This is a genomic window from Peribacillus simplex (genome assembly GCF_001542915.1).
GTDB lineage: Bacteria > Bacillota > Bacilli > Bacillales > DSM-1321 > Peribacillus > Peribacillus simplex_B.
In genome coordinates, this window is record NZ_LNNH01000010.1 from 161,981 (window position 1) to 185,232 (window position 23,252).

14 protein-coding genes and 1 riboswitch are annotated in these 23,252 nt (G+C 43.6%); of the genes, 1 reads left to right on the forward strand and 13 read right to left on the reverse strand.

Annotated features, from left to right (window positions below):
* Positions 1-499: 499 nt before the first annotated feature.
* Entirely contained in the window at positions 500-1,030 is a 531-nt protein-coding gene (locus AS888_RS03415; protein WP_260320117.1) for a YjgB family protein, read from the forward strand.
* Between the two features lie 53 nt (positions 1,031-1,083).
* Here the strand turns inward: AS888_RS03415 and AS888_RS03420 are convergent, their stop codons facing one another.
* The 13 genes from AS888_RS03420 to AS888_RS03480 all read right to left on the reverse strand — a co-directional run bounded on the left by AS888_RS03420 (position 1,084) and on the right by AS888_RS03480 (position 23,068).
* Positions 1,084-1,404, reverse strand: coding sequence for a protealysin inhibitor emfourin (locus AS888_RS03420; protein WP_061140790.1), 321 nt, complete (start codon positions 1,402-1,404; stop codon positions 1,084-1,086).
* Positions 1,405-1,437: 33 nt separating this feature from the next.
* Positions 1,438-2,499: a M4 family metallopeptidase gene (locus AS888_RS03425; RefSeq protein WP_061140791.1), complete on the reverse strand. Its 1,062-nt coding sequence runs from the start codon at positions 2,497-2,499 to the stop codon at positions 1,438-1,440.
* A gap of 370 nt (positions 2,500-2,869) precedes the next feature.
* A complete protein-coding gene (locus AS888_RS03430) occupies positions 2,870-4,069 on the reverse strand; it encodes a phosphoglycerate dehydrogenase (protein WP_061140792.1) in 1,200 nt (399 codons plus the stop codon).
* Positions 4,070-4,216: 147 nt separating this feature from the next.
* Positions 4,217-4,295, reverse strand: a riboswitch (ZMP/ZTP riboswitch).
* Between the two features lie 191 nt (positions 4,296-4,486).
* Positions 4,487-7,990: a 3-keto-alpha-glucoside-1,2-lyase-like domain-containing protein gene (locus AS888_RS03435; RefSeq protein WP_185113017.1), complete on the reverse strand. Its 3,504-nt coding sequence runs from the start codon at positions 7,988-7,990 to the stop codon at positions 4,487-4,489.
* Positions 7,991-8,114: 124 nt separating this feature from the next.
* The gene (locus tag AS888_RS03440; protein WP_061140794.1) at positions 8,115-8,711 is read right to left on the reverse strand and encodes a TlpA family protein disulfide reductase; all 597 of its coding nucleotides are present in this window, start codon (positions 8,709-8,711) and stop codon (positions 8,115-8,117) included.
* Between the two features lie 495 nt (positions 8,712-9,206).
* Entirely contained in the window at positions 9,207-12,584 is a 3,378-nt protein-coding gene (locus AS888_RS03445) for a beta-xylosidase family glycoside hydrolase (protein WP_061140795.1), read from the reverse strand.
* 399 nt (positions 12,585-12,983) lie between these two features.
* Positions 12,984-14,036, reverse strand: a complete 1,053-nt coding sequence (gene yjfF, locus AS888_RS03450) for a galactofuranose ABC transporter, permease protein YjfF (RefSeq protein WP_081092287.1) — start codon at positions 14,034-14,036, stop codon at positions 12,984-12,986.
* On the reverse strand, positions 14,036-15,037 hold the full coding sequence (locus AS888_RS03455) for an ABC transporter permease (RefSeq protein ID WP_260320100.1): 1,002 nt from the start codon (positions 15,035-15,037) through the stop codon (positions 14,036-14,038). The genes yjfF and AS888_RS03455 overlap by 1 nt, the downstream gene beginning before the upstream one ends.
* Positions 15,018-16,544, reverse strand: coding sequence for a sugar ABC transporter ATP-binding protein (locus AS888_RS03460; protein ID WP_061140796.1), 1,527 nt, complete (start codon positions 16,542-16,544; stop codon positions 15,018-15,020). The genes AS888_RS03455 and AS888_RS03460 overlap by 20 nt, the downstream gene beginning before the upstream one ends.
* 476 nt (positions 16,545-17,020) lie before the next feature.
* Positions 17,021-18,907: a substrate-binding domain-containing protein gene (locus AS888_RS03465; protein WP_061140797.1), complete on the reverse strand. Its 1,887-nt coding sequence runs from the start codon at positions 18,905-18,907 to the stop codon at positions 17,021-17,023.
* Positions 18,900-20,099: a response regulator transcription factor gene (locus AS888_RS03470; protein ID WP_061140798.1), complete on the reverse strand. Its 1,200-nt coding sequence runs from the start codon at positions 20,097-20,099 to the stop codon at positions 18,900-18,902. Before AS888_RS03470 ends, AS888_RS03465 begins: the two co-directional genes overlap by 8 nt.
* Before the next feature lie 40 nt (positions 20,100-20,139).
* The gene (locus AS888_RS03475) at positions 20,140-21,933 is read right to left on the reverse strand and encodes a cache domain-containing sensor histidine kinase (RefSeq protein WP_081092319.1); all 1,794 of its coding nucleotides are present in this window, start codon (positions 21,931-21,933) and stop codon (positions 20,140-20,142) included.
* Between the two features lie 130 nt (positions 21,934-22,063).
* Positions 22,064-23,068, reverse strand: coding sequence for an ABC transporter substrate-binding protein (locus AS888_RS03480; protein WP_061140799.1), 1,005 nt, complete (start codon positions 23,066-23,068; stop codon positions 22,064-22,066).
* Positions 23,069-23,252: the final 184 nt, after the last annotated feature.

Here is a 23,252-nt window from a genome sequence, read left to right on the forward strand (position 1 = left end):
CCTATTTTAAGCATTTTTTGTAAAACTGCTCTCATTTTTGCACTTCTAAAATTCATTCCTTTTTGTAACTCAATTATCTATTGGACTGGTTTACTCTTTACAAATTTTCACTTAAAAGATATAATTTTTCATTTCTTTTTCTAACTAAATCATTCCCGCCTTAATTTAGTGGATAGTTTGTGTCCATTTTGTGAATTAATCGCGAATACCATGCCAAAAAGTAAAAAAAGATGACAATTTTGTAAAGAAATCACCACACCAAAAAATAAAGTTTGATCTGTAATGGAATTTGAGTCGGACTGTGCCTTTGTAATCATCCTTCCTTTCATAAAAGGAATCATTTCAGCTTGTACATGCTGTTTCCTGAAGGATTTCCATCCCATCATGCCAGCAACATGTGCAGGTGCTGTCCGAGTGTTCTTTTTTCAGGAAAATGGCGTATGCTATTTAAGTAATTCGTCAATTTCAATTGCAGAAAGGGTGTTCAAGCTTGAAACACATGAGTGGTTATGTCCGTTGCATCACCATGTTAATCCTTATGGCTGTCATGTTTAGCGGTGGAAGTGTCCATGCAGCTTCAGAAATGGCGAGGTCCGCGCCTGATCGTTTGATTGGCAAAATCATGAGGGTAGCCTCTGAATCTCAGCAGTCAATTAACAGCAGACCTTTTTCTGTTGGTGATTCGTTGAAAAAAGCGGAAAAATCATGGGGCAAACCGGAAGATCTAAGTACAGTTGCAGCCAATTATTGGAGCCATCATGTTCGTTTCCTCTATGACGGGTCAACCAGCAGAAAAACGATCACGGCCATTGATGATTTTAGTCCGCAGCTGCAAACGATTCATTTAGTGGAGGTAAAGAATTTGCTTGGAGAGCCTGATCGTGCAAAGGAGCAAGAGGGGATGTACTATGTCACTTATACGGATAACGAGAATTATAAGATCATTTTCGTGTTTGAAAGTGCCTGGAATAACCCTAACCCTATATTGAATATGTATACAGTTGAACCGGCGGATGAATCTAGTAAATAAGGAGCCAGTAAAATAGAAGAAGAAGGCTGCCGTGGAATCCCGGCAGCCTTTCGTTATTCTTCCGCTAGCTTCACTTCAATCGCCAGATTACGTAAATAATCCAATAATGGCCGTACCTTCTCTGGAGCTGTCACATCTGTAAAGGAGAAGGATTGTTTCTTCGTTTCCCCCGCGATATCCAGCTTGTATGAAAACGCATCCGCTCCTTGAGCTTTTGCCCCAGCGATTTTACTTAAGGATAGGTTGGAAAGATCGGCCTTTTCCATTAAATGCTGCAATTCCTCATGTTTCCCCTGCGGTAATTCTTCTGTATCTATTACCACATTCAAATCGAGGTTGGCCATTCCCCCGCCACAGCTAAATTGGATGAGCATGTCCGTTTTTGCCTCCCGTTCGTTTCTATTTACCTACTCAGGCAGCCCAACAGCTTTAAACGCGTCTTCAATCGTTTTTATCGCTGTATGAGGCACTGTTCCGCCATCAGCAAGCTTTTGGGCAGCCTTGATGACAACTTGGACGAATTGATTGAAATTCGCTGTCGCAAATAAATTCTGCATCGCATCGAACCAGATCAAGGCTGCTTTGTCCGTTCCAATCTCCATCGAGACAAGATAGAAGGCCTTGTTTGGAATCCCGCTGTTGATGTGGACACCATGATTATCGCGCTCGCCTTTATAAAAGTTCCTCATATGATCCGGCTGCAAATCCTTCCCCATCAACTTATTATCGAATGCCGTACCTGGTGCTTTCATCGAACGGAGCGCCTGTCCCTTCAGTGTGGGTCCCATTATATCGGCACCAATCAGCCAATCGGCATCTGCCGCCGTTTGCTTCAAATGATATTGCTTTATGGTAACACCGAACACATCTGAAAGATGTTCATTCAAGGCCCCTGACTGACCTTCATACTCCAATCCGCTCGTGAACTGCGTTACTCCATGTGTAAGCTCGTGACCAATGACATCGAGTGAATCGGCAAAATTGCTAAAGATGATTCCATCGCCATCACCAAATACCATTTCATCGCCATCCCAGTAGGCATTCGTGAATTTATTCCCATAATGAACGTTCAGAATGAGATCAAGGCCCTCGTTATCCATGGAATTGCGGTGCAGGACCTCCTTGAAATAATCACGGACGACTCCACTATAATCGTATGCTTGGTTAACCACATGGTCACCGCTTGACCGGTCCCCTTCTTTCCTTGCCTCATTCACCCTCAGCTTCGTTCCGCCCTTGCAATCATATACATGCCGTGCCGACTCACCATGCCTGCCCGAACCAGCATCGGTTAAAGCGGTGACACCTTTGATATCATATTCCTTAAAGATTCTGCGCCTGCGCATTTGCCGGCTTTTCGCTAAACTGACCCGTGCCGCTTCCACATCATTCAGGGCCATATTCTCTAAAATATAGTTAGGTACTATGAAACACTGGCACACCGATTTTGAACAACCTTTTTTGTGCATACTTGACACCCCTTCATGATTTTTTTAAAACGATATCCGTTTCTTTTTGAAGAGTGCAGCTTTTCTTAACGCGCCCAGCCTTCAACATCATTCCCTTAAGGTTAAGCCTTATTGTCCGGGTGCTCGCTTCTTGTGCAGCACATGTCTATAGAATACTTTCGCCACGCTTATGTCATATCCCTCCCTTTCCATCCTTTCCAACACGGCAATTCCAGGTAAAATATGAGTCTCCTATTATTCTTTCCTGCGGCACCACCCTTAGCGACATATAAAAAAGCCTCAACTCCTAAAAAAGGAATTGAGACCCTCACTGACTTTTTTCACCTAAGCAGGGAGACTTCAATCAGCTCTTCCTGCCATTCAAGTATGTTTAAAGGATGCGAGTCGTAACGATACCCGTGATTTGCTTGATTTTTTCCTCCAAACCAGGAATGAGGTCGCCACTCACTTCACCGTCAAGGTCAATCATCGTATACGCATAGCCTCCTCGGCTTCTGTTAACCATATCAGCTATATTCAAATGCAAGCTTGAAACAGCCAGTGTGATTTGCCCGACCATATTAGGAACATTCTCGTGGAATACGGCCACACGTCGCTTACCTGTATAAGGAAGGGATGTATTAGGAAAATTCACGGAGTTTTTAATGTTCCCTGTTTCTAAAAAGCTCTTCACCTGACGAGCGGCCATAATGGCACAGTTTTCCTCCGATTCTTGCGTAGAAGCGCCAAGGTGGGGGATCGGCACGACATTTTTCATGTTCAGCACATTTTCATTCGGGAAGTCTGTAATGAACTGACCGACTTGTCCTCCTTCAAGAGCCGCTTGCATATCGGTTTCATTCACAAGCTCACCGCGTGAGAAGTTCAAAATATGAACGCCCGGCTTCATGATGCTAAATGTATCTTGGTTGAACATTCCTCTAGTATCATCAGTCAATGGAACGTGTACAGTTATGTAATCCGATTCAGCATACAACTGTTCAAGCGTCATCGCACGCTGTACATTGCGGGATAGATTCCAGGCTGTATCGACAGATATGAACGGGTCAAACCCGATGACATCCATGTCCAAATCAAGTGCATCATTCGCTACAAGTGCACCGATCGCTCCTAAGCCGATGACACCTAGCGTCTTACCTTTGATTTCTTTACCGACAAATTGCTTCTTTCCTGCTTCTACAAGCTTTGGAATTTGTTCTCCTTCACCATCCAGCGTCTTTGTCCAGGCAACACCGGCAAAGAGATTACGAGATGAGGCCATCAATGAAGTCAATACCATTTCTTTTACTGCGTTGGCATTCGCACCAGGAGTATTGAAAACAACAATCCCTTGGTCCGTGCATTTGTCGACCGGAATATTATTGACTCCCGCCCCTGCCCTTGCGATTGCTTTCAAATCGGCACCCAATTCCATTGCATGCATATTAAAGCTGCGAACAACGATGGCATCAGGGTTTTCACTGTCATTATCAATCGTAAAGCCATCTTTATTGAATACATTTAACCCGCTTTGTGCAATATTATTTAACGTTTTGATCGTTTTCGCTTTTTCTAAAGTGATTGTACTCATGTCGTTTGCTCCTCTTTTCAATTATGATAGTTTTGATGATAACAAGATTTCAAGCCTAACTGCTATCCAAGTTCATGAAAATCTGTATTCCTTTAGACTTCACTATTGTCTGATAATAAACAGAAAGAGGCAAGGGATATAATCCCTTACCTCTGCCCAGGCGAACGGCTACGACACTATGTGTTCCCTCACGGTTATCCGCGTTTCGCCAGTTGCACATAGTCTTTTCATTTATTTTATTTTATCAAATTATTCAGCAATCTTCAATTTAAAATTTATTTTTTTTCATTCATTCATTTGAGTTTTGTAAAACATGCCAAGAAGGGCGGCGCTTATGCAAAGGACCCAGTGTTGGAATCACTGGGTCCTTTCATTAATCGATTTAATTGGTGTGCACTGTTGGAATGAACGACCACTTCATTGCTGCGGCCTAACCACGATATAATCCAATTCATAAAACCCTTCATCCTTCATGAATGTGATCGTGTTTGTGCCTTTTTTCAATGGCACTTCCAATTTGGTTGCCATGAAGCGTCCCCAATTACGTGTATTTTGGTATTTCAATACGTGTGTTTCACCGTTGACGATGATTTTTCCCGTGGAGGGATCAAGTCCATTGGCAAACCAAATATCGACGTTATATTTACCTGTTTTAGGAACATTGACAGAATTGAAGTTCACCTGGCTGTCGGCAAAATCCATCCCCCCTACATAGCTCCCGTCCGAGGCATTGGGTTCGTTCGTCCTTACCGATGCATGAGAAAGTTCGGCTTTCTCCGCTTCATATTTTGCTGCACCCGTATCCGTCAATTTCTCGGTCACTTCAGGGAAATAGGTGATGCGCAGGTTCTGTGCTCCATAAGGCACAAGCGTAATGTTTTCAGTCGGTTCCTTAGAGAAAATCGGTCCTACAGGCGGCTCTGCGGCTTCCACATTATTGGGGGATTTGCCCCATGTCGGAATTTTTTTCCCTTTCGCCACCAACTTAACCGGGGTCGTCGCTTGTTTGAATGGATTCTTTGGCATCGGCCCTGTAACCACATCAATGGATTTCTCCGGATCCTCGCGATCAATGAGCAAGCCGTAATTCCATGAGTTATCAGCTTTCACCGTATACTCATTAAAGCCTAAAGCAGATGCATCGAAACCTGGCACTGGGGCAATCGGCTTGTCTTTAACCTGCCAATTTTCCTTCATTTTCAGGGAATACACGAGCGGACCGCGTTCAATTCCGATCGAATTATTGATCCATGTTGTTGTTTTTAATTTCATCGGTACTTGCAGAACCACTTTATCACCACTCTGCCACTTTCTATCGATACTTACATACTCACCCGCTTTTATACCTTTAACAGGCTCTCCGTTCACCGTTATGCTAGGCTGCACCGACCACGCGGGAATGCGCAGCTTGAGCGGGAACTTCACCGTTCTTGAGGTGTTGATGTTAAATTTGATTTTATCTTCAAAAGGATAATTGGTACTCTCCTTGATGGTAATGTCCGCTTTTTTCAGTTTTACAGATACCTGGCTCGGTCCATACGCAATGACTCCAATGCCCCCATCTGCAGATGCTGCCCACATATTCTTCACGAAGTATGGCCATCCCATGTGCATATTGAAGCGGCAGCAAGGATAACCCGAAGTCGGCGAAGGCATCATGCCATTGGAATAGTTTTGCTTAAATCCATGATCTGCATGGTTGCTCTCCACTTGATTGGGCAGTGAATAATATTGATGGTTCTTGATTTCCTTATCCATCGCGCCTGGAAGGGAATTGAACGTTATTTTTTCCAGGTCATCACCAATTTGCGGATCGCCAAGGATCATCGCCGCTTCCTCGTTACTTTGCATCCGCTCTGTAATTGCACAAAGCTCCACTCCCTGCGTGGAAGAAGTTCCAGCTAGCATTTCCGTACCTGAGGTCATGCCGGTAATCTGATTATGATTATCTAAATTTTTGACTCCGGCATTGAAAGCCTTCCGATCGCTTTTGGAATGTGATCGTTGATAGTAAATGGAAGGCATTTTAATGGCTTCATTCACATTGACCGAATGGATCGGTTGAAAGTCGCTGCCAAAGTCTTGAAATTCATTTTTGCTGAATATGTCTGCAATCGGGTAGGCCTGCCCTGCAAGCGTATCCGTCAGCTTCAGCAGGAATGCCTCATTCGTTCGATTATAAAGCCAAAGGACGGTATCGATATTATCTCCAACCCGGATTTTGCCCCAATCCTTTAGGGGCTGTGCCGGCAAATTGGCGGCTTGATACTTGAAGTAGTTCGTCATGAATGGAAGGACGCGCTTATCTCCTGACGCTTCGTAATAATCCTTCATCGCATATAGAGCTACCATGCGCGGCCACCAATCATCATTGGATTCCGGACCGAACGATCCGTCCTTCCGCTGACTCGCTAAAATGGCGTTGATCCATTTTTGGGAGGTGGCAATCAGTTCCTTGTCATTCAAGGTATAAGCAAGTGGAACCAAGCCTTTCAAATAATAAACAGGCCGCTCCCAATCGGATTCCGGGGCACTGCCGCCAAGCCAGGCTGCATTCGTTCCCAATTCACCGTAAAAATCCTCTGCATGGCCCGTAGCTCCGTCACGCTGAAGCTCAAGCTGCTCGAGCAGCCAGCCTTTGGCCTGCACCGAACCTAGGGGCAGCGGGGTAAATGGCGTCTCAATGAGCGGTTTTTTGTTGGAGACCGGTTGTTTGTAGGTTCTTTCCTGTACGACATATGCGCTGGCAATGAAGTTATCAAAAGACACTTCGGCTTGGTCAGCTTGCAATCCGACTCCGCCTTTAACGTTAAGCGCCCTGCCTTTATCGCTATATTCGATCACCGGAGTGACTGTATCGTTCACGTAAACCTTAATCGTATTTTTGCTTGTTACAACTTTCAGATGATAAGGCTTATTCGCTTCGATGCGATCAAACACCTTCGTTGACTGCAGTACCAATCGCTTGTTATGTTTCCATTCATTAAGCGTAACGTTGCCATCCTCTCCAATTGCTGCATAAAAGCCGTTTGCTTTGGCATCTCCAGGGTACACTTTCTTCAACCCGAATAACAGACCGGCATCTCCCTTTTCTTTATCATCAGGTATTTTCAGGTTAACCTCCAAAGTCATATCATCGAACACCTTATCCTTAGCGACGATCTTATTGTTTTCATCCTTATTTACCCTTAAGGATCCTGAGGATAGCTGCCAGCTTCCATTCACGATATTCCAAGAATGGATGGCCTGATTGGGAGCATTGTCGAACTGATCCTGGAATAGGCTGCTGCCGTCCGGGACACTTGCCTTGACGTTATCGAAGAAAGGCTCGGAGTTGTAACTCCTAATGCCGATACGGCCATCTTTGTATGTGCTGTCGGTTTGTTCAAGCACCAGGTCACCATTCAAGTAGACTTGGATTTTGCTGCCAACGGCTATCACTTTTACCTGATAGGAGGTTTTTGGTTCAATTGTAACCGCCGTCCGTTTCAATTCGGTAAAATTATTGTCCATACGACCGAGAAACACGGAACCGGATCCGTTTGCCGATACGCCCGCATAGTAGCCCTTGACATGATCAACGCCGGGCACGGCACCGTTAACCCGGAATAATACCCCGGCATCTCCATTGTGATCCGCGAGGCTGATATCGGTCTCAACCGTAACATCTTGAACGGATGTCTGATTGGCGATGGCCTTATATCCCGCACCCTTACTGACAGTCAGCTTGCCTGAATCGATAAACCATGGACCCTCGATTACATTCCATTTATCATTAATGATCGTTTTATCGAAATGATCCGCGAAATAATCGGGTATTTCATGTTTTTTCGGTATGGCCGCTTGCGTCGAAAAGGGGAACGCACACGATATGAATAAAGTCAGAATCAGAAGCTGAACGATCGTTAATTTTCCTTTCAACGAATCCACCTCACTATGAATGTAATAATATTCAACTCTTTCACTTTTATCGGCATAGCTTAGCCCCCTCCGCTTATGTAGATTTTCCTCATATCGCTCACCTCCTTTGTTAGAATTAGGCCATTCACTTCCCTGCAAGACGTTCGATCTTCTCTGCCAGCTCAAGCTGATCGACAAGGTGGAAGGTATCAACAACATAACCGTCTTTATCAATCAAGAACATGGTGGGGAGCGAATGCAGCTCGTAAAGATCGGCCGCGTGTTTATGCTCATCTAGCAAAATAGGGTATTTCAGTTCTTTTTCCGTAACGAAAGCTTTAATATTTTCGGGCTGATCCTCCGTTGTCACATTAATTCCATAGAAATCGATCTGGTCCTTATACTGCTCGTGAAGCTTCTTAAGCTCCACAGCTTCGACCGAGCAGGCATCACACCAGCTCGCCCAAAAATTCAAGACGACCGGTTTTTTTCCTTTTCCTCCGATTGACACATACTCGGAGCCATCCCATGCTTTCAGTGTAAATGAGGGTGCTTTGACATTTGTTGATTTTCTTTTTTGTCCGGAATTGGCCCGATCCACGATTTTTTCCAAGCCCTTGGCATCTAGACCTTGAGACTCGCCTACCTCGGCCTTGGTGGCTGTCAAATTATTTACAGCCTGGAAGCCGGCAAAGCATGCAACGAGTAAGAGAGCAATATATAGCCATACGTTTTTCTTCATAAAAAACCTTCCTTCGCCCGCTAATAATGGCAGTGCAATCATTTACATCCATCATAATTGGTTACCTTCTGTAAGTATTTACAATAAACATAGAATTTTTATGATTTTCCGCATAAAAAAAGCCCATGTTTGGCTGTGTAAACGAAAGAGGAGGAACGCTTGACGTGACTATCCCTTTCAGCAGCTACTACTTGTTCGGTAAGGGGTGCGAAGGTTCGACATTTCCTATCTAATAGAATGAACGAGGCTTGCACTCAACTTCTTCCACCTTTACGGATGATCTAGTTGTTTACGAAAAGGGTTCGCTATGAAGCTCTTATTTTGCCTGGTTTACTGCTTTTCCTCGCATCTCGGTCTTGTTCTGCACTGGTACATTTCCTTCCTAACACATGTACCTTGCCAGGTTTCTGAAGAGTCTCCCTTCACCAGTGATTCGAAATGCTGACTAATTTACTTCAACCCCATGCGGTTTCACATGGGGTGTCTATCTAACTCTTATTGAATATCCTGAACAGTGAAGTAATCAAAATTCGCCTTCACATTTTTCCCGCTGACAGGACTTGCTGCATAGATGCCGATTTTCACATTCTTCAGCTTGGCAGTAATCGGATCTGCCGCTTTCTCCCATTTCCCATTCACCCAATAATAGGTGGAGTAGACATCGCCAACTCTTTTAATCTTCAGGAATAATGTATCATCACCAGGGTGTGATGCCGGGTTTTGGGCTTTGCTGTATTTCATCGCTTCTTCTTTTGCCGTTTCCAGTTTCAATCCATTATCCCAGACATGACCAAGCCTCACGTAATTATCCTGATCCTGCCACACATAAAGACCTGCTTGTTCATGGTTATTCCTGTTTGCTGCATGAACTTTCGTCGTTATCTCAAAGTCTCCTGCTGGAGCCTTCTGCAGGAAGAGGTTACTAAGTGTATTGCCTTCCTGAAATGAATCACCAGCTTGGGCAGTGATCGTTAGGTGACTTGGGTTTTCCTTCAAGCTCCAATTAGGCAGGCTTTCGTTGAACACCGACCACTTTTTATCCAGCACTTGACCATCAAATTGGTCCACTTTCGCTTTTTTGGCAATCGGAGAGTTCACCTCGTACTTAAAGCTTTGGATATCCTTTTTCAACTGATCTGCCGCCTTAAAGAATTCCTCAGATGTAGATTTTTTATTGTCATAGACCGCCTCGGCATTTTTTATCGATTTCTTCAGGAAAAAGATTGCCGTATTCGGATAGGTTCCAGGCGTGCTGCCCATTTTTGCGCTCTTCAATACCGCTTTCGTTTTATCTATTTCTTCCTTTAATACGTATTTTGGTGAAGCGGATTTTATTAGCGACTGATTTGCCGCAGCCACTCTTTTTGCATCCATTTTCGTCACTTTTCGGTCATATGTGAGCAACCCGTTAAGCTCACCTTCAACATCCGTTGTTTGCGTATAAACGGCCCCGCTTAACCCGTTGCCATGAATATATCCTTTTAATGATTCGATATACTCGATGTACGTATCCGTAATTTCTTCCTTATTGGATTGCTTCGCATAGCTCCAGCCACTCGTACCCCATTCATGGCCTGGTGCATCCAATCCTAAACCGCCATACTCACCAATGACCGCAATTCTATCTTCCTCGACATTCGGTGACCTTGGGTTCGGATAGGTGTGCCAATCGATGACATCCCCGACAGGATAATCGGTCCAGCCGCTTGCATTGGTTACGACACGAGTAGGATCAAGCCCTTTTACCCAATTCGTTAAACGCACCGTGTCATATTGTCCCCAACCTTCGTTGAAGACGGTCCATTGCACAATGGAAGGATGGTTGTACTTCTCTTGGACCATTTCCTTGAATTCTTTTTCATATTGCTTCCTTTCATCTGCAGTAGCCCTGCCTCCAGCTGATGAGCCTTCTAGACTCGGCATATCCTGCCAAACGATCATGCCCATTTTGTCTGCCCAGTAATACCAGCGGGCTGGCTCCACTTTAATGTGTTTTCGGATCATATTGAAGCCAAGGTCCTTTGTCTTTTGAATGTCGAATTTCAATGCCTCATCTGTTGGGGCTGTATAGTTTCCATCTGGCCAATATCCTTGATCCAATGGCCCCATCTGGAATATGAATTCCCCATTGATTAACGGACGCAGCTTACCATCTACCTTGCCAATGGTAATTTCCCGCATCCCGAAATAACTTTTTACCGTATCAACTGTTTTGCCATTCTTTTTTAAGCGCACTTCCAAGTCATATAAAAACGGATCCTTTGTTGTCCATAGGCGTGCATTGGGAACAGGCACGGCAATATCCTTGCCTACCTTGCCCGTTATTGTGCTCACTTTTTTGCCTTTTTTATAGACGATGGCCTCCACGGTTTCGTTTTTCACACCGTCTGCGTTTACTTTTAATTTCAGTTGCTCGGAATCTATATCAGGTGTCGTTTTCAACGAAGCTATATTAGCCTTTGGTACGGGCTCGATCCATACCGTTTGCCAAATACCTGATGCTGGTGTATACCAAATCCCCTCTGGCACACGAGTTTGTTTACCTCTCGCCTGTCCGCCGCCAGTTGGATCATGCACTTCCAGGATCAGTTCATTTTTTCCCTTCACCAAATACTTTGTAATATCATAGCTGAAAGCATCATACCCGCCTGTATGGGTCCCTACCTTTTCCCCATTCACATATAAGGTGGATTTCCAATCGACTGCTCCGAAATTCAATTTAATATGATCGCCCTTCCATTTATCCGGTAAGGTGAAATCACGTTTATACCACATATGTTCTTCCATTCTCTCGATATCGGATAAAGCTGATTCGACTGGAAAAGGCACGAGGATTTTCTCTTTTAATTTTTTCCCTGTCGGCAGCGAATCTCCATCAGAGGCACCTTGGAATTCCCATTCGCCGTTCAAATTCATCCAATCTTGCCTGGCCAATTGAGGTCTTGGATATTCTGGCAGCACGTTCTCCTTATTGACCTTATCTGCCCATTTCGTTTCAATGTTGAATTGTGAATGATTTTCCACCCTGTTCAAAAAGGTTGGAACATTCTTCCCATCCGAGCGCAAGGCACCTTTTCCATCATACGTGATCAGGACTTGATTGCCTGTCCGTTCGTAAATGGGCTGTTTAGTGTGAATGACGACAGTAGACTTGCTATTCTGTTTAAAAGCGACATCCTCAACTTCCCAATCTCTTCCGTTCAATTTGACAGCGACATGATCTTTAAGATTTCGAGGCAATTTATCTAATGGGCTTGCAAATGTCAGCTCCACTTGTTTGCCATCTTCAAGGACTTGTGCAGATTGAACCGTCCCGTCCATTTCATAGTCTTCAGGCAAATAAAAGGCACTGCTAGGAATGATCTGTTTTGCCACACTGTCGCTCGACCATAATAGTTTTAAATTCGCTCCGCCCTCATGTTCGAAATATTCAACTTTTATGTCGTATTCCTTGCCTGCTTCCAACGCAATCTCCTTGCTTTTTTGTTCAATGTCCCATTTATCTTCCCAAAAATCGATGGCGAGTTTCCCGTCGATCCATAATCTGAACCCGTTGTCGCCTTTCATATAAAACGTGTAGTCCTCCGAATGCTCAGGGATCATTTTCCCAGTCCATCTCACGGCTGCGGCATCACTTTGCCCCGTGAATTGCTGTAGTGCTGGATTAAGGTCCGAGAAGTCGATATTGTAATCCATTATTGTCGTTTTCAATCGGTTGAAATCGAATACTCCGGCTTTGGTTGAAGTATAATACTCCCCTTTCAGCCCGTGGTTCCCATCAGCAGCATCCCCGGCTGCTGAAGCAGGTGACCCACTAAGGCCGCCGATCACGATAGAACTAACGAATAAACAACCCATCCATGTCTTCTTCATAATGAAATGATTCCCTCCCCTAAGTACGTTCATTGCCCAAACATTATGTTACCGCTTCCAAAATCATAATCCGAAACACCACTCAACTAATGCATCGATATCTACTCCTTTCCCTTACTACTTTACCAAGCCTTCAAGAAAAATTATTTGTAAAAAGCAGTTACATTTTACACTTTTCAGATAATTGTTTTTCCCCATCCGCCTGAACACATCGGGGGTCCCATATCGCTTTCCAACAGATAGGTCGGTGTCACCAATGTGGATGACATGTGCTAGGTCCATTGGCAGCATCGATTAATAACCCAGCGAAGGCGGGCCATTTCTATCGATTGGAAAGACATGCAAAGAAGCCCCAATGATAGAGCATTGGGACTTCCTGAACGATGCTGATTCGCACACCTACTTGTATTCACTTGAAACTGACTGTGATGGAGACTGGACTTTTACATGGCTAGGTACTTTCTTGAGACGAATGACTTTCCTTTTCCTTCTTTTCATGACGATGAGCCGTTGGAGGAGAATGAATATAAACAGTAAAAACCCGACTGCAATTTTTGTCCACCACGAGCTGAGTGTACCTTGAAACATAATGATCGTCTGAATGATCCCCATGCTCATTACACCCAGTGTCGGACCAATTAAATAGCCAAACCCCCCGGTTAACAGGATTCCGCCAATGACACAGGCTGCAATCGCATCCATTTCCATCCCCAATAAATGGAGACCATATCCCGATAACATATATAAGGTAAATACCACGCCGCCCAAAGCCGAGCAAAACCCTGAAAAAACATAGACCAGGATAGTGGTTCGTTTAACAGGCAAGCCCATTAACGCAGCTGATTTGACATTGCCGCCAATGGCATATACATTGCGGCCAAACCTCGTCCATTTGGCGATATAAACCGCAAAAGCCACAACCATGATGGCAACGACCGCCCCTATTGAAATGTAATGATCGCCGATCAAATAGACCTTCGCTTGCGAAATGGCACTGTACGTATCATTGGTGATGACGATGCTATCCGTGCTGATGAGGAAGCTTGCACCTCTTGCCAGGAACATCCCCGCTAGTGTGACGATCCAGGGATGGAGATCGAAGCGATAAATGAAATAGCCTTGGAAGGCACCGAAGGCGATTCCAATCAGTAACGAAAGGGCCATCACCAGATACCCATTGACGCCTGCTTCCAGCAACGAGGCAGAAACCATGCTGATGAAGGCAACCAAGGCCCCGACGGATAGGTCGATCCCGCCAGTAATGATGACGAAGGCCAAACCGGTAGCTACAATGATTAAGTATGCATTATCAATAAATAGATTCAGAAATACCTGTGTACTAAAAAACCCCGCAAAGGCAATCGAGCCATATCCGTATAACAAGACGATCAATGCCATTGTCGCCATTATGAATATATGATTCTCTTTAATTCCGAACTTCACATGCTTCATTAGACGGACACCTTCTTTTTATTAAACTGCAAAAATATGCTTCTGAATTGCTCTGACTGAACTAGACATACCATGATCACCACAAAGGCTTTGACGACCATCACGATTTGGGGATTTATCCCGACCGAATAGATCGTTGTCGAAAGTGTTTGAATGAATAAAGCGCCCACCACCGTTCCGCCAAGGAAATATCTACCCCCGCGCATCGAGGTACCGCCGATCACTACGGCCAAGATGGCATCGAGCTCCATCCATAATCCTGCGTTATTAGCATCAGCGCTGCTTACATTTGCACTGACAATGATTCCAGCGATCGCTGCACACACTCCGCTAATGGTATAGACGAGAAAAATGATTTTCCTTGGTTGAATTCCAGCGAATTTACTTGCCGTGATGTTATTGCCGATCGATTCTAGGAATAAACCCATCGCCGTTCTTTTCTTCATATAGAACATGATCAGTAAAATGGCACCGCCGATGAATATCGAAAATGGCAGCCCCATAAAGAATCCAGAGCCGATATATTTGTAAATTTCATCATCGATCGTTAAAATCTGTCCACCCGTTATCAATTGGGCGATTCCCCTGCCAACCGTCAGAAGTATGAGCGTGGCGACCATCGGCTGTATCTCAAATATGGAAACAAGGACGCCGTTCCACATGCCGCATACGATCCCGACGCCGACGGCTGCAATCAGCGCAACCCAAACGGAGGAGGTTTCCATGATATAGGCGGCCAAGGCTCCTGAAATGGCCAAAACGGAACCGACCGAAATATCGATCCCTCCTTTTGCAATGACTAAAGTCATGCCGATGGAAATGATCAATAACGGGATGACACGGTTCAAAATGTCGATCAGGCTACCGAATAAATGCCCATTCTTCATTTCAACCGAATAAAACCCAGGAATCAAAAAGAAATTCAGGAGCAGGAGGACCAATAAGGCTACGAGCGGCCAAAATATTTTCGTTTGGGCCAGCCTAAACAGGTATCGATTCAATACTCTCAGCCCCCTTTGCAATCATATCCATGATTTTGGATTCGCTCATTTCATCACCTTGTAATTCACCAATGATGTTTCGGTCACGCAGCACAATGACTCTGTCACAACAGGCTACCACTTCTTCCAATTCCGAGGAGATAAACAAAATCGTGATTCCGGCCGCTGCCAAATCCAATATCAACTTGCGGATTTCCCGTTTTGAGCCAATATCGATTCCCCGTGTCGGTTCATCCAAGATCAATAATTTAGGATTTGTCGCCAACCATCTCGCAAGGATAACCTTCTGCTGATTCCCACCGCTCAAATTATCGATTTTTTGTTCCATGCTAGGTGTTTTGATTCTTAGCAACTCGATATATTTTTGTGCGATATCCCTTTGTTCCTTCATCGGAATGTACTTGAATAAACCTCGCTTAGCTTGCAATCCTAAAATGATATTCTCGCGAATCGTTAAATCGTTGACGATTCCCTCCAGTTTGCGATCCTCCGGGCAGAAGCTTAGCCCTATATCCACAGCAAGCTTAGGGTTCATCGACCTGATCGTTTCATTATCGACGGACATGATTCCTTCATCGGCTTTTTCTATGCCAAAAATCAGTTTGGCTACCTCGGTCCTGCCCGAACCCAACAATCCCGCCAACCCTAGGACTTCACCTCGCCGCAGGCTTAAGGTAAACGGATTTATCGTTCCCTGCCTGCCCAAGCTGCTCGCATCCACAAAGACTTCCTGACTGATATGCCTCTTTTTCTGGTTATCTCGTTTAGAATCCTCTCCCCATTCCCTGCCAATCATCTTTGATACAAGCTCTGCCCTGGAGATCGTCTTCGTCTCATATTCACCAATGAGTTCACCATTTCTCAACACCGTGATTCGATCGGTAATTTCAAAGATTTGATCTAAAAAGTGGCTGACAAAAATGATGCCCATCCCCTCATTCTTTAAGCTTCGCATCACCTCAAACAGTTGCTTCACTTCGTTCTTATCCAGACTTGAAGTTGGTTCATCCAAGATCAGCACACCGCTGGAAATATCGACAGCCCTTGCGATTGCCACCATTTGTTGGATCGCCGTGGAATAGGAAGATAAAATCTTTGTTACATCGATGTGAATATTTAAACGTTCCGAGAGTACCTTCTTTGCTCTTCGGTTCATTTCCTTCCAGTCGATTCTCCCTTTCTTCATCGGCTCCCTTCCTATGAAGATATTTTCTGCAACAGAGAGATTCTCACACAAGTTTATCTCCTGATAGACAGTACTGATGCCTAAATGCTGTGCTTCTTCGGGAGACCCTGGTTCTATCTTCTCACCTTCCAGATAGAACGTGCCTCCGTTTTTCTCATGTACGCCTGTCAGCACCTTGATCAATGTCGATTTACCGGCTCCATTCTCCCCCATAAGAGAGTGGATTTCTCCCCGTTGCAAATTGAAATGGACGTTCGATAATGCTTTAACACCTGGAAACGATTTCGTGATCCCTTCAGCCTTCAGTAAAATTGGACCCATCTATAACACCTTCTTTATCACTATTTAATGAACATGTAAATTGTTAAATTAAGTATAAAGTGGCGATAATTTTATGTATTTAAAAAAAAGGGTCTTTTTTTACAAATTTCAGCGAATACATTACATACGCATAAAGAAGAGCCATGGTATGAACTACCACGGCTCCAGCCTCTAGACAAAAGGGATTCCGCCCTGTTTTCAAGCAATGAAACGATAAGCGTCACACTCCCGCTTAGGAAATGCGGTCCATGGGAAACCATGCAGATGCATGCCGAGGAGGCTCAAGGACCGCCTCTGGATAAGGGAGTGCCTGCAGGGCAATGAAACGGTCATTCTACAACCATCAAATCGGTGGGCAAATGTAAAATCCATCATGTACAAACCCTTAAAACTGTGGCCAATCGGAATTCCCTCTTCAAGTTCAAGCAAAGTGCAATGAAACGGTCGAAGTACAGATTCTCCAAAACCATTGGCAATCAATAGTGCCTCATCAAAATTTCCTGCTTCGCTTCCTCTTTCGTAAAGGTTTTTTCCGAAGTAATGATTTTCATCGGAATTTCTTTCCCCGCTTTAAGGTCTTTAACCGATTTCATGAGTTGGGGACCCAATAATGGATTGCATTCCACCGAGAAATTCAGCTTGCCTATACTCAATGCAGTCAATGCCTTTTTGGTTGCATCAATGGAAATGATTTTAATATCTTTCCCGGGCCGCAAACCATACTCATCAATGGCTTCAATCGCACCAATCGCCATATCATCATTATGTGCGTACACGACATCGATGTCCCGGCCATAGCGGGCCAAGGCGGCGGCCATCATTTCCTTCCCCTTTCGATACGTAAAATCCCCTATTAATGAATCCAAAATCCGATAGGAATGATGGTCATGCAGAACTTCTTCGAACCCTTCCTTTCTGCCGATGGAAGGAGCGGCATTGCTCGTCCCCTCCAATTCAATGATGTTCACCTCTTTTCCCGGTGTCTTCCTCCCATTGACTAACCAACGGGCAGCCCTGCGTCCTTCCTCAACAAAATCCGAACCGATAAAGGAAGTCCATAAGGAGGAATCCCTCACCTCAATTTCTCGATCAGAGAGAATGACGGGAATTCCGGCATTCTTTGCTTCTTGAAGCACTTCATCCCAGCCATGTTCGACCTTCGGGGAAAAGGCGATGACATCTACCCCTTGCTTGATAAATCCCCTTATTATTTCCACTTGCTTTTCTTGATCATTATTGGCATTCTTCAGTTTCAGGTTTACCCCTTCGTCTTTTGCTGCCGCAATGATCGAACTCGTATTGGCCGCCCTAAAACCACTTTCCTTACCGACTTGCGCAAACCCCAATGTGACCTTTACATCCTTCTCTTCCTGATGGTTAGTGGATAGATCCCGTTGTTGTAGATATTCATTTACGTTCTTCAGTGTCACTTGATGGTTCCTGACTATTATTTTTTTCGGGATTTCCGCTTCTTGATTCAAAATTTCAATCGCATACTGAATGGCTTCTTTTCCACCAGTCGGGGTAATGAATGTCGTATCGACCTTTTTTCCCTTTACTAATTGCAATCCACCATCCGGCTTGTTGACCCCATCGCTGCCGATGATGTCAACTCCTTTCAGATGCAAAGCTTCGAGGGCTTTGCGGGCCCCTAAAGCCATTGCATCATTGTACGCATAAATCAGGTCAGGCGGATCGTGGCGATAGCGCAATAGCTCCTTCAGCTTGTCCTCGGCCTTATCTCTTTGCCAGTTCGCAACAAGTGAATCGGTTATCTTATAAGCCGAGTTTTCACTTATTTTCTCCCGGAAACCCTCACTTCTTTCCTCCACTTGCAAGGCACTCGCGACACCTTGCAGTTCAATGATGTCCCCGCCCTTATTGCCCAGCAATTGCATGGCAGCCTCTGCAGCCATCTCGCCTATGAAATGGTGGTCCGAACCGATATACAGGGTATAATTGTACCCTTCGACTCCCCTTCCCAGGACAATGACAGGGATTTCTTCATACACCTTCGAAATGACAGGCGTCAAGGCAGCCGTATTATCGACGGATACGATCAACAGATCGATTCCATAGGACTTCAATGTTTCGATTTCCTCTATCTGTTGCGCCGAGCTGTGCGCCGCATCCGTATAAATCACTCTTATATTGTGATGTTTCGCAGCTTCTTCCGTTAACTCCTCATACATCAGCACTTGCCATGGTTCAAGAAGGTTTGGCTGTGAAACACCAATGACATAGTCTACTTCCTTCTCTTCCTTGGCCTCCTTCTCGGTATTCTTGTAATGAAGCAATAATGGGAGTAAGCAACAGACGCTTAATCCAATCATTATATTTCGATATATCCTTTTTTTAGTCATTACTCTTTACTCCACTCTTATAAACCATCGGTGAAATGCCAATCACCTTCTTGAAGGCACTGCAAAAGTAATGCTGAGTACTATACCCGACCATATCAGCCACTTCATAGATTTTTAGATAAGGGTCCTTTATCAGCAGTAGGGCTTTATTTATTCGTACCTTCGTCAGATAGTGTATGAACGAAATCCCTAATTCATTTTTAATTTGCTTGCTTAAATACGTAGGGCTCACCTGTACAATGGCAGCCACTTCTTTCAATGAAATCGAATGCTCGTCATAGTGTTGATCGATATAATTTTTAGCCAATAAAACCATCGGCGATAAACTTTTGGAGGTTTTTACCTCTGTAATTAACTCGGTATATTGCTTTGGAAAAGCTAGGAGATCATGAAACATGTTCTCGGCACAAACAATCCCCTTGCCCAAGAATTTTTCGGCATAGTCTTTTATTTCCCTGTTCTGTGTGAGCAACTGTTCCATATTGACGCCTGGGATAAGTACGACAATATTGCCTGAATGGTCTTCAAAAAGCTCAACGTTTGGATACGCATTCAAAATATGCTTGATGATATTCTTCAATGAAAAGTTTATTAAACTATCACTCCAATACCGCTCCGCTCCACCGTCATCAATTCCTCTGACTACCTTGAAAACCGACATCCCTATATGGCCTTCAAGCTTCAGCTCCAGTAGCTGGCACTGTTCATGGACTTCTTCTTCGGTAAATGAACCTGAGCACCAGTTTTGCAGGAATTTTTCTTTAAGCAGTGGTTTATTTCCCTCCAGTTGCTGCGCAAGCCGCTTACTTCTGCTGTTTTTTTCGAGATGTTCCGTAGCCCTTTTCACCGTTTTGATTAGTTCATCCTTGTTAACAGGTTTTATTATATAGTCAAATGCACCCATCTTGATCGCCTGTTGTGCATAGCCAAAATCATCGTAGCCCGATATGACGATAAAAATGGCGTCTGGAAGGTTTTTTCGCAATTGCTCCATCAATTCCAATCCATTTAGAAACGGCATATTAATATCAATGAATAAAATATCGGGCTTCAATTCGATGGCCATGTCCAATGCCATTTCACCATCTTCCGCTTCTCCTATTACGTGAACGGAGTAATCCTCCCAGTCAGCTGCGAACCTGAGTCCTTTCCTTATCGTTGTTTCATCTTCGGCAATTAATAACTCCCACATCATAAAACCTCCACGACAGCCCATAAATTTTGTAAGCGCTTTATTTATTGATTATAGGAAGTATCGCTATCACTGTTGTCCCCGTTCCATATTCACTGAATACTTGTAATCCATATTGCGATCCATATGACAACATGATTCTTTCATTTACATTAAATAAGCCATAACCTTTATGGTCACCACTCATATTCTTCAAAGCATGATTCAATTTTTTCAAGGGCTCCGCCTCGATTCCGACTCCTGTATCCCTAACGGCAAATAAAAGCTGATCGTTCTTTTTACATATGCTGATCGAGATTTTTCCTTTTCCTCTTTTGTTCCTTATTCCGTGATAGATCGCATTCTCGACCAAAGGCTGTAAAATAAGCTTCAGCACTTGGTTATTTTTTACCGTTTCATCCACATCCAACTGATATTCTATTTTGGATTCATAGCGGGTCATCTGTATGGTAAGGTAACTGACTATATGCTCGACCTCTTCTTCAACCGTTATGAATTCATTTCCCTTATTCAAGCCAATTCTGAATAAGGTTGTCAGTGCATTGACCATTTCTATGATTTTTTCGGCTTTATACTCGCTTGCCATCCATTGGATGGTGTCTAACGTATTGTATAAGAAATGCGGCTTGATTTGCGCTTGCAATATTTTAAGCTCTGCTTCCCTTTTACTTTTTTGTTCCTTATAGACAAGATCGATGAGCTCCTCCACTTCCTGGATCATTTTATTATAGCTGTTGCCCAACTGACCAATTTCATCGTCATACTTCGAGTGAAAACGGAGGTCGAATCGTCTTTCCTCCACATTCCCCATTAATGTCTTGAGTTTTGTTAATGGCTTCGTTATCGTATTCGCAAAGAATAAAGACACGATCAAACTGATGATTAAAGTGATGATGGCGATGATCAAAGTGAGTCCTTGAACTTTGGATACGACCTTGGTCGTTTCATTAATCGAAAACACCCCGACAATCTTCCAACCGATATCGGGAACCGTATTGTAAATGATTTGGAACTTGTCATGCTCAATCTCTTTTTCGATCGGCGGCATTTCATCGTTCGCCAGCCAGCTTGGATGGATGCGGTAAACCGTCGAGTTAACCGGTGAATAAACCACTTTGCTTTCTTTATCCATGATGAAAATGAAGCCGCTTTTACCAAGCTTGATCGATTCTATCACGCTTTTTATGAAATCGAATTTAAGGTCAATTAAAATGACGCCCTCAACTTCCTTGGTTGTCGGGTTTTCAATGGCTTTGACCAGTGATAGCACATTATTGACTTGATAATCCGAGGTGTTTGTAAGATTCCTGCCGATCGGCTTTGAAATCAACTGGATCTTTCCTGGTGTTTGTATCGCCTTTTTATACCAAGACTCCTTCGTAAGCGGATCTCTGGAAATCCTCGTCATCTCATTACTGATCAGCTGATCGTACCGATTCACTAGAATGATTCCTGCTATTTCCTGATGCCTGTCTTTATAGATTTGGATTTTTTCCTTCGCCTTTTGCTCTATCTTTTCAGCTGGGTTTTTTTGTTCCAAAAATTGTCCAACGGATTCTTCGTTCGCTAAGTAATACATAATATTATCATTCTCTTGAATTAGCACTTTAATGTGGTTCCATACTTGGTCAATCATCTGATCTGTGTGCCTGTTCGCTTCCTTTTCAATGGATTTCTTATATATTTCCCCGCCAAAAAAACTCAGGGTCATGATACACAAGATGATGATGATAAAAAAATAGAAAAATAGTTTAAATCGGATACTGCTGTTATTGAAATGTGCTAGCAATTTGAGCGCAATAGTGAACTCTCCCTCTCCCTTTTCTTGGGTCATGGTTATATTATTACCAATGTGTTGCTCATTTTCAATAAAATTCATAATAATCAAAAAATAAATTTCCAACGGTTGATACCATAGAAAAATCGAAATTGTTAAGAAACAATTCCGATTTTTCCGCTTACTATTAGTATTGTCGTGATGATAAAGCTTCCTCTGCCGCTTCTTTCCCAACAAACACATCTTCATCCGTTTTGATCCATCTTTCAATTTCTTTTCCAGCTTTTAAATCTTTAGCTGCTTGAGCAAGCTGAGGTCCCAATAATGGATTACATTCGACTATAATATTTGACTTACCTGCGATGACCGCTTCGAAAATATCTTTAATGCCATCCACCGATACCACTTTGATATCCTTACCTGGCTTCAATCCATATTCTTCGATCGCTTGTATCGCCCCTAATGCCATATCATCATTATGAGCGTAAACCGCATCGATATTATCGCCATCCGATTTCAAAAATGCTTCCATTACTTCCTTGCCTTTCGTACGTGTAAAATCACCTGTTTGTGATTTAATGATTTTATAATTGGCATTCGCTTTGATTTCCTTGGCGAATCCAGCCATGCGATCATTGGCCGCACTAGCTCCGACCGTTCCCTGGAGCTCTACAATATTCACCTTCGAATCCTTGCCCATCAAATTGATCAACTCTTTGGCAGCGTTTTCACCTTCTGTAATGAAATCGGAACCGATAAAGCTTGTATAAAGTGATTCATCCTTAACTTTAATTCCACGATCTAACAAGATGACTGGGATACCAGCATTTTTAGCTTCCTTCAGAACCGTTTCCCAGCCGGACTCAACAACGGGAGCCAATGCAATCAAATCCACTTTTTGAGCAATAAAGCTTCTAAGGGCTTTGATTTGATTTTCTTGTTTTTGCTGAGCATCCGAGAACTTCAATTCAAATTGGGGGTCATTGCCCAACGTTTTTTTTATGGAGTCGGTTTCCGCTGTTCGCCAGCCGCTTTCAGCACCAATTTGCGAGAAACCTACAACGATTTTATCCCCCTTGCCTTTCGAAGTGCCACCGCTTGAGCCGGATGATTCGCTATTGCACCCTGCCAACAAAAAGATTGCCAACATTGAAGCAATTAACAGCATCCAACCCTTCTTTGCTTTCCCCATTTCTTTTCCCCCCTTAAAGTTATTCCACATTAGATTACAGCTTAAAAAGAAGAAAGTATTTATAATAAAACAGGATTATTTATAATTTTTAGTTTTTTTGACATGTATTCATATGTGATCAAGAATGTCAGGATAACCAGAACCCATCAAACGAGGGCAAAAAGTAATGGAGTTATCTTTCTTC

What these genes read in the sequence shown, in the direction of transcription:
- AS888_RS03415 (WP_260320117.1), top strand. Translation starts at nt 500, where the DNA reads ATGAGTGGTTATGTCCGTTGCATCACCATGTTAATCCTTATGGCTGTC.
- AS888_RS03420 (WP_061140790.1), bottom strand. Translation starts at nt 1,404, where the DNA reads ATGCTCATCCAATTTAGCTGTGGCGGGGGAATGGCCAACCTCGATTTG.
- AS888_RS03425 (WP_061140791.1), bottom strand. Translation starts at nt 2,499, where the DNA reads ATGCACAAAAAAGGTTGTTCAAAATCGGTGTGCCAGTGTTTCATAGTA.
- AS888_RS03430 (WP_061140792.1), bottom strand. Translation starts at nt 4,069, where the DNA reads ATGAGTACAATCACTTTAGAAAAAGCGAAAACGATCAAAACGTTAAAT.
- AS888_RS03440 (WP_061140794.1), bottom strand. Translation starts at nt 8,711, where the DNA reads ATGAAGAAAAACGTATGGCTATATATTGCTCTCTTACTCGTTGCATGC.
- AS888_RS03445 (WP_061140795.1), bottom strand. Translation starts at nt 12,584, where the DNA reads ATGAAGAAGACATGGATGGGTTGTTTATTCGTTAGTTCTATCGTGATC.
- yjfF (WP_081092287.1), bottom strand. Translation starts at nt 14,036, where the DNA reads ATGAAGCATGTGAAGTTCGGAATTAAAGAGAATCATATATTCATAATG.
- AS888_RS03460 (WP_061140796.1), bottom strand. Translation starts at nt 16,544, where the DNA reads ATGGGTCCAATTTTACTGAAGGCTGAAGGGATCACGAAATCGTTTCCA.
- AS888_RS03465 (WP_061140797.1), bottom strand. Translation starts at nt 18,907, where the DNA reads ATGACTAAAAAAAGGATATATCGAAATATAATGATTGGATTAAGCGTC.
- AS888_RS03470 (WP_061140798.1), bottom strand. Translation starts at nt 20,099, where the DNA reads ATGTGGGAGTTATTAATTGCCGAAGATGAAACAACGATAAGGAAAGGA.
- AS888_RS03475 (WP_081092319.1), bottom strand. Translation starts at nt 21,933, where the DNA reads ATGACCCAAGAAAAGGGAGAGGGAGAGTTCACTATTGCGCTCAAATTG.
- AS888_RS03480 (WP_061140799.1), bottom strand. Translation starts at nt 23,068, where the DNA reads ATGGGGAAAGCAAAGAAGGGTTGGATGCTGTTAATTGCTTCAATGTTG.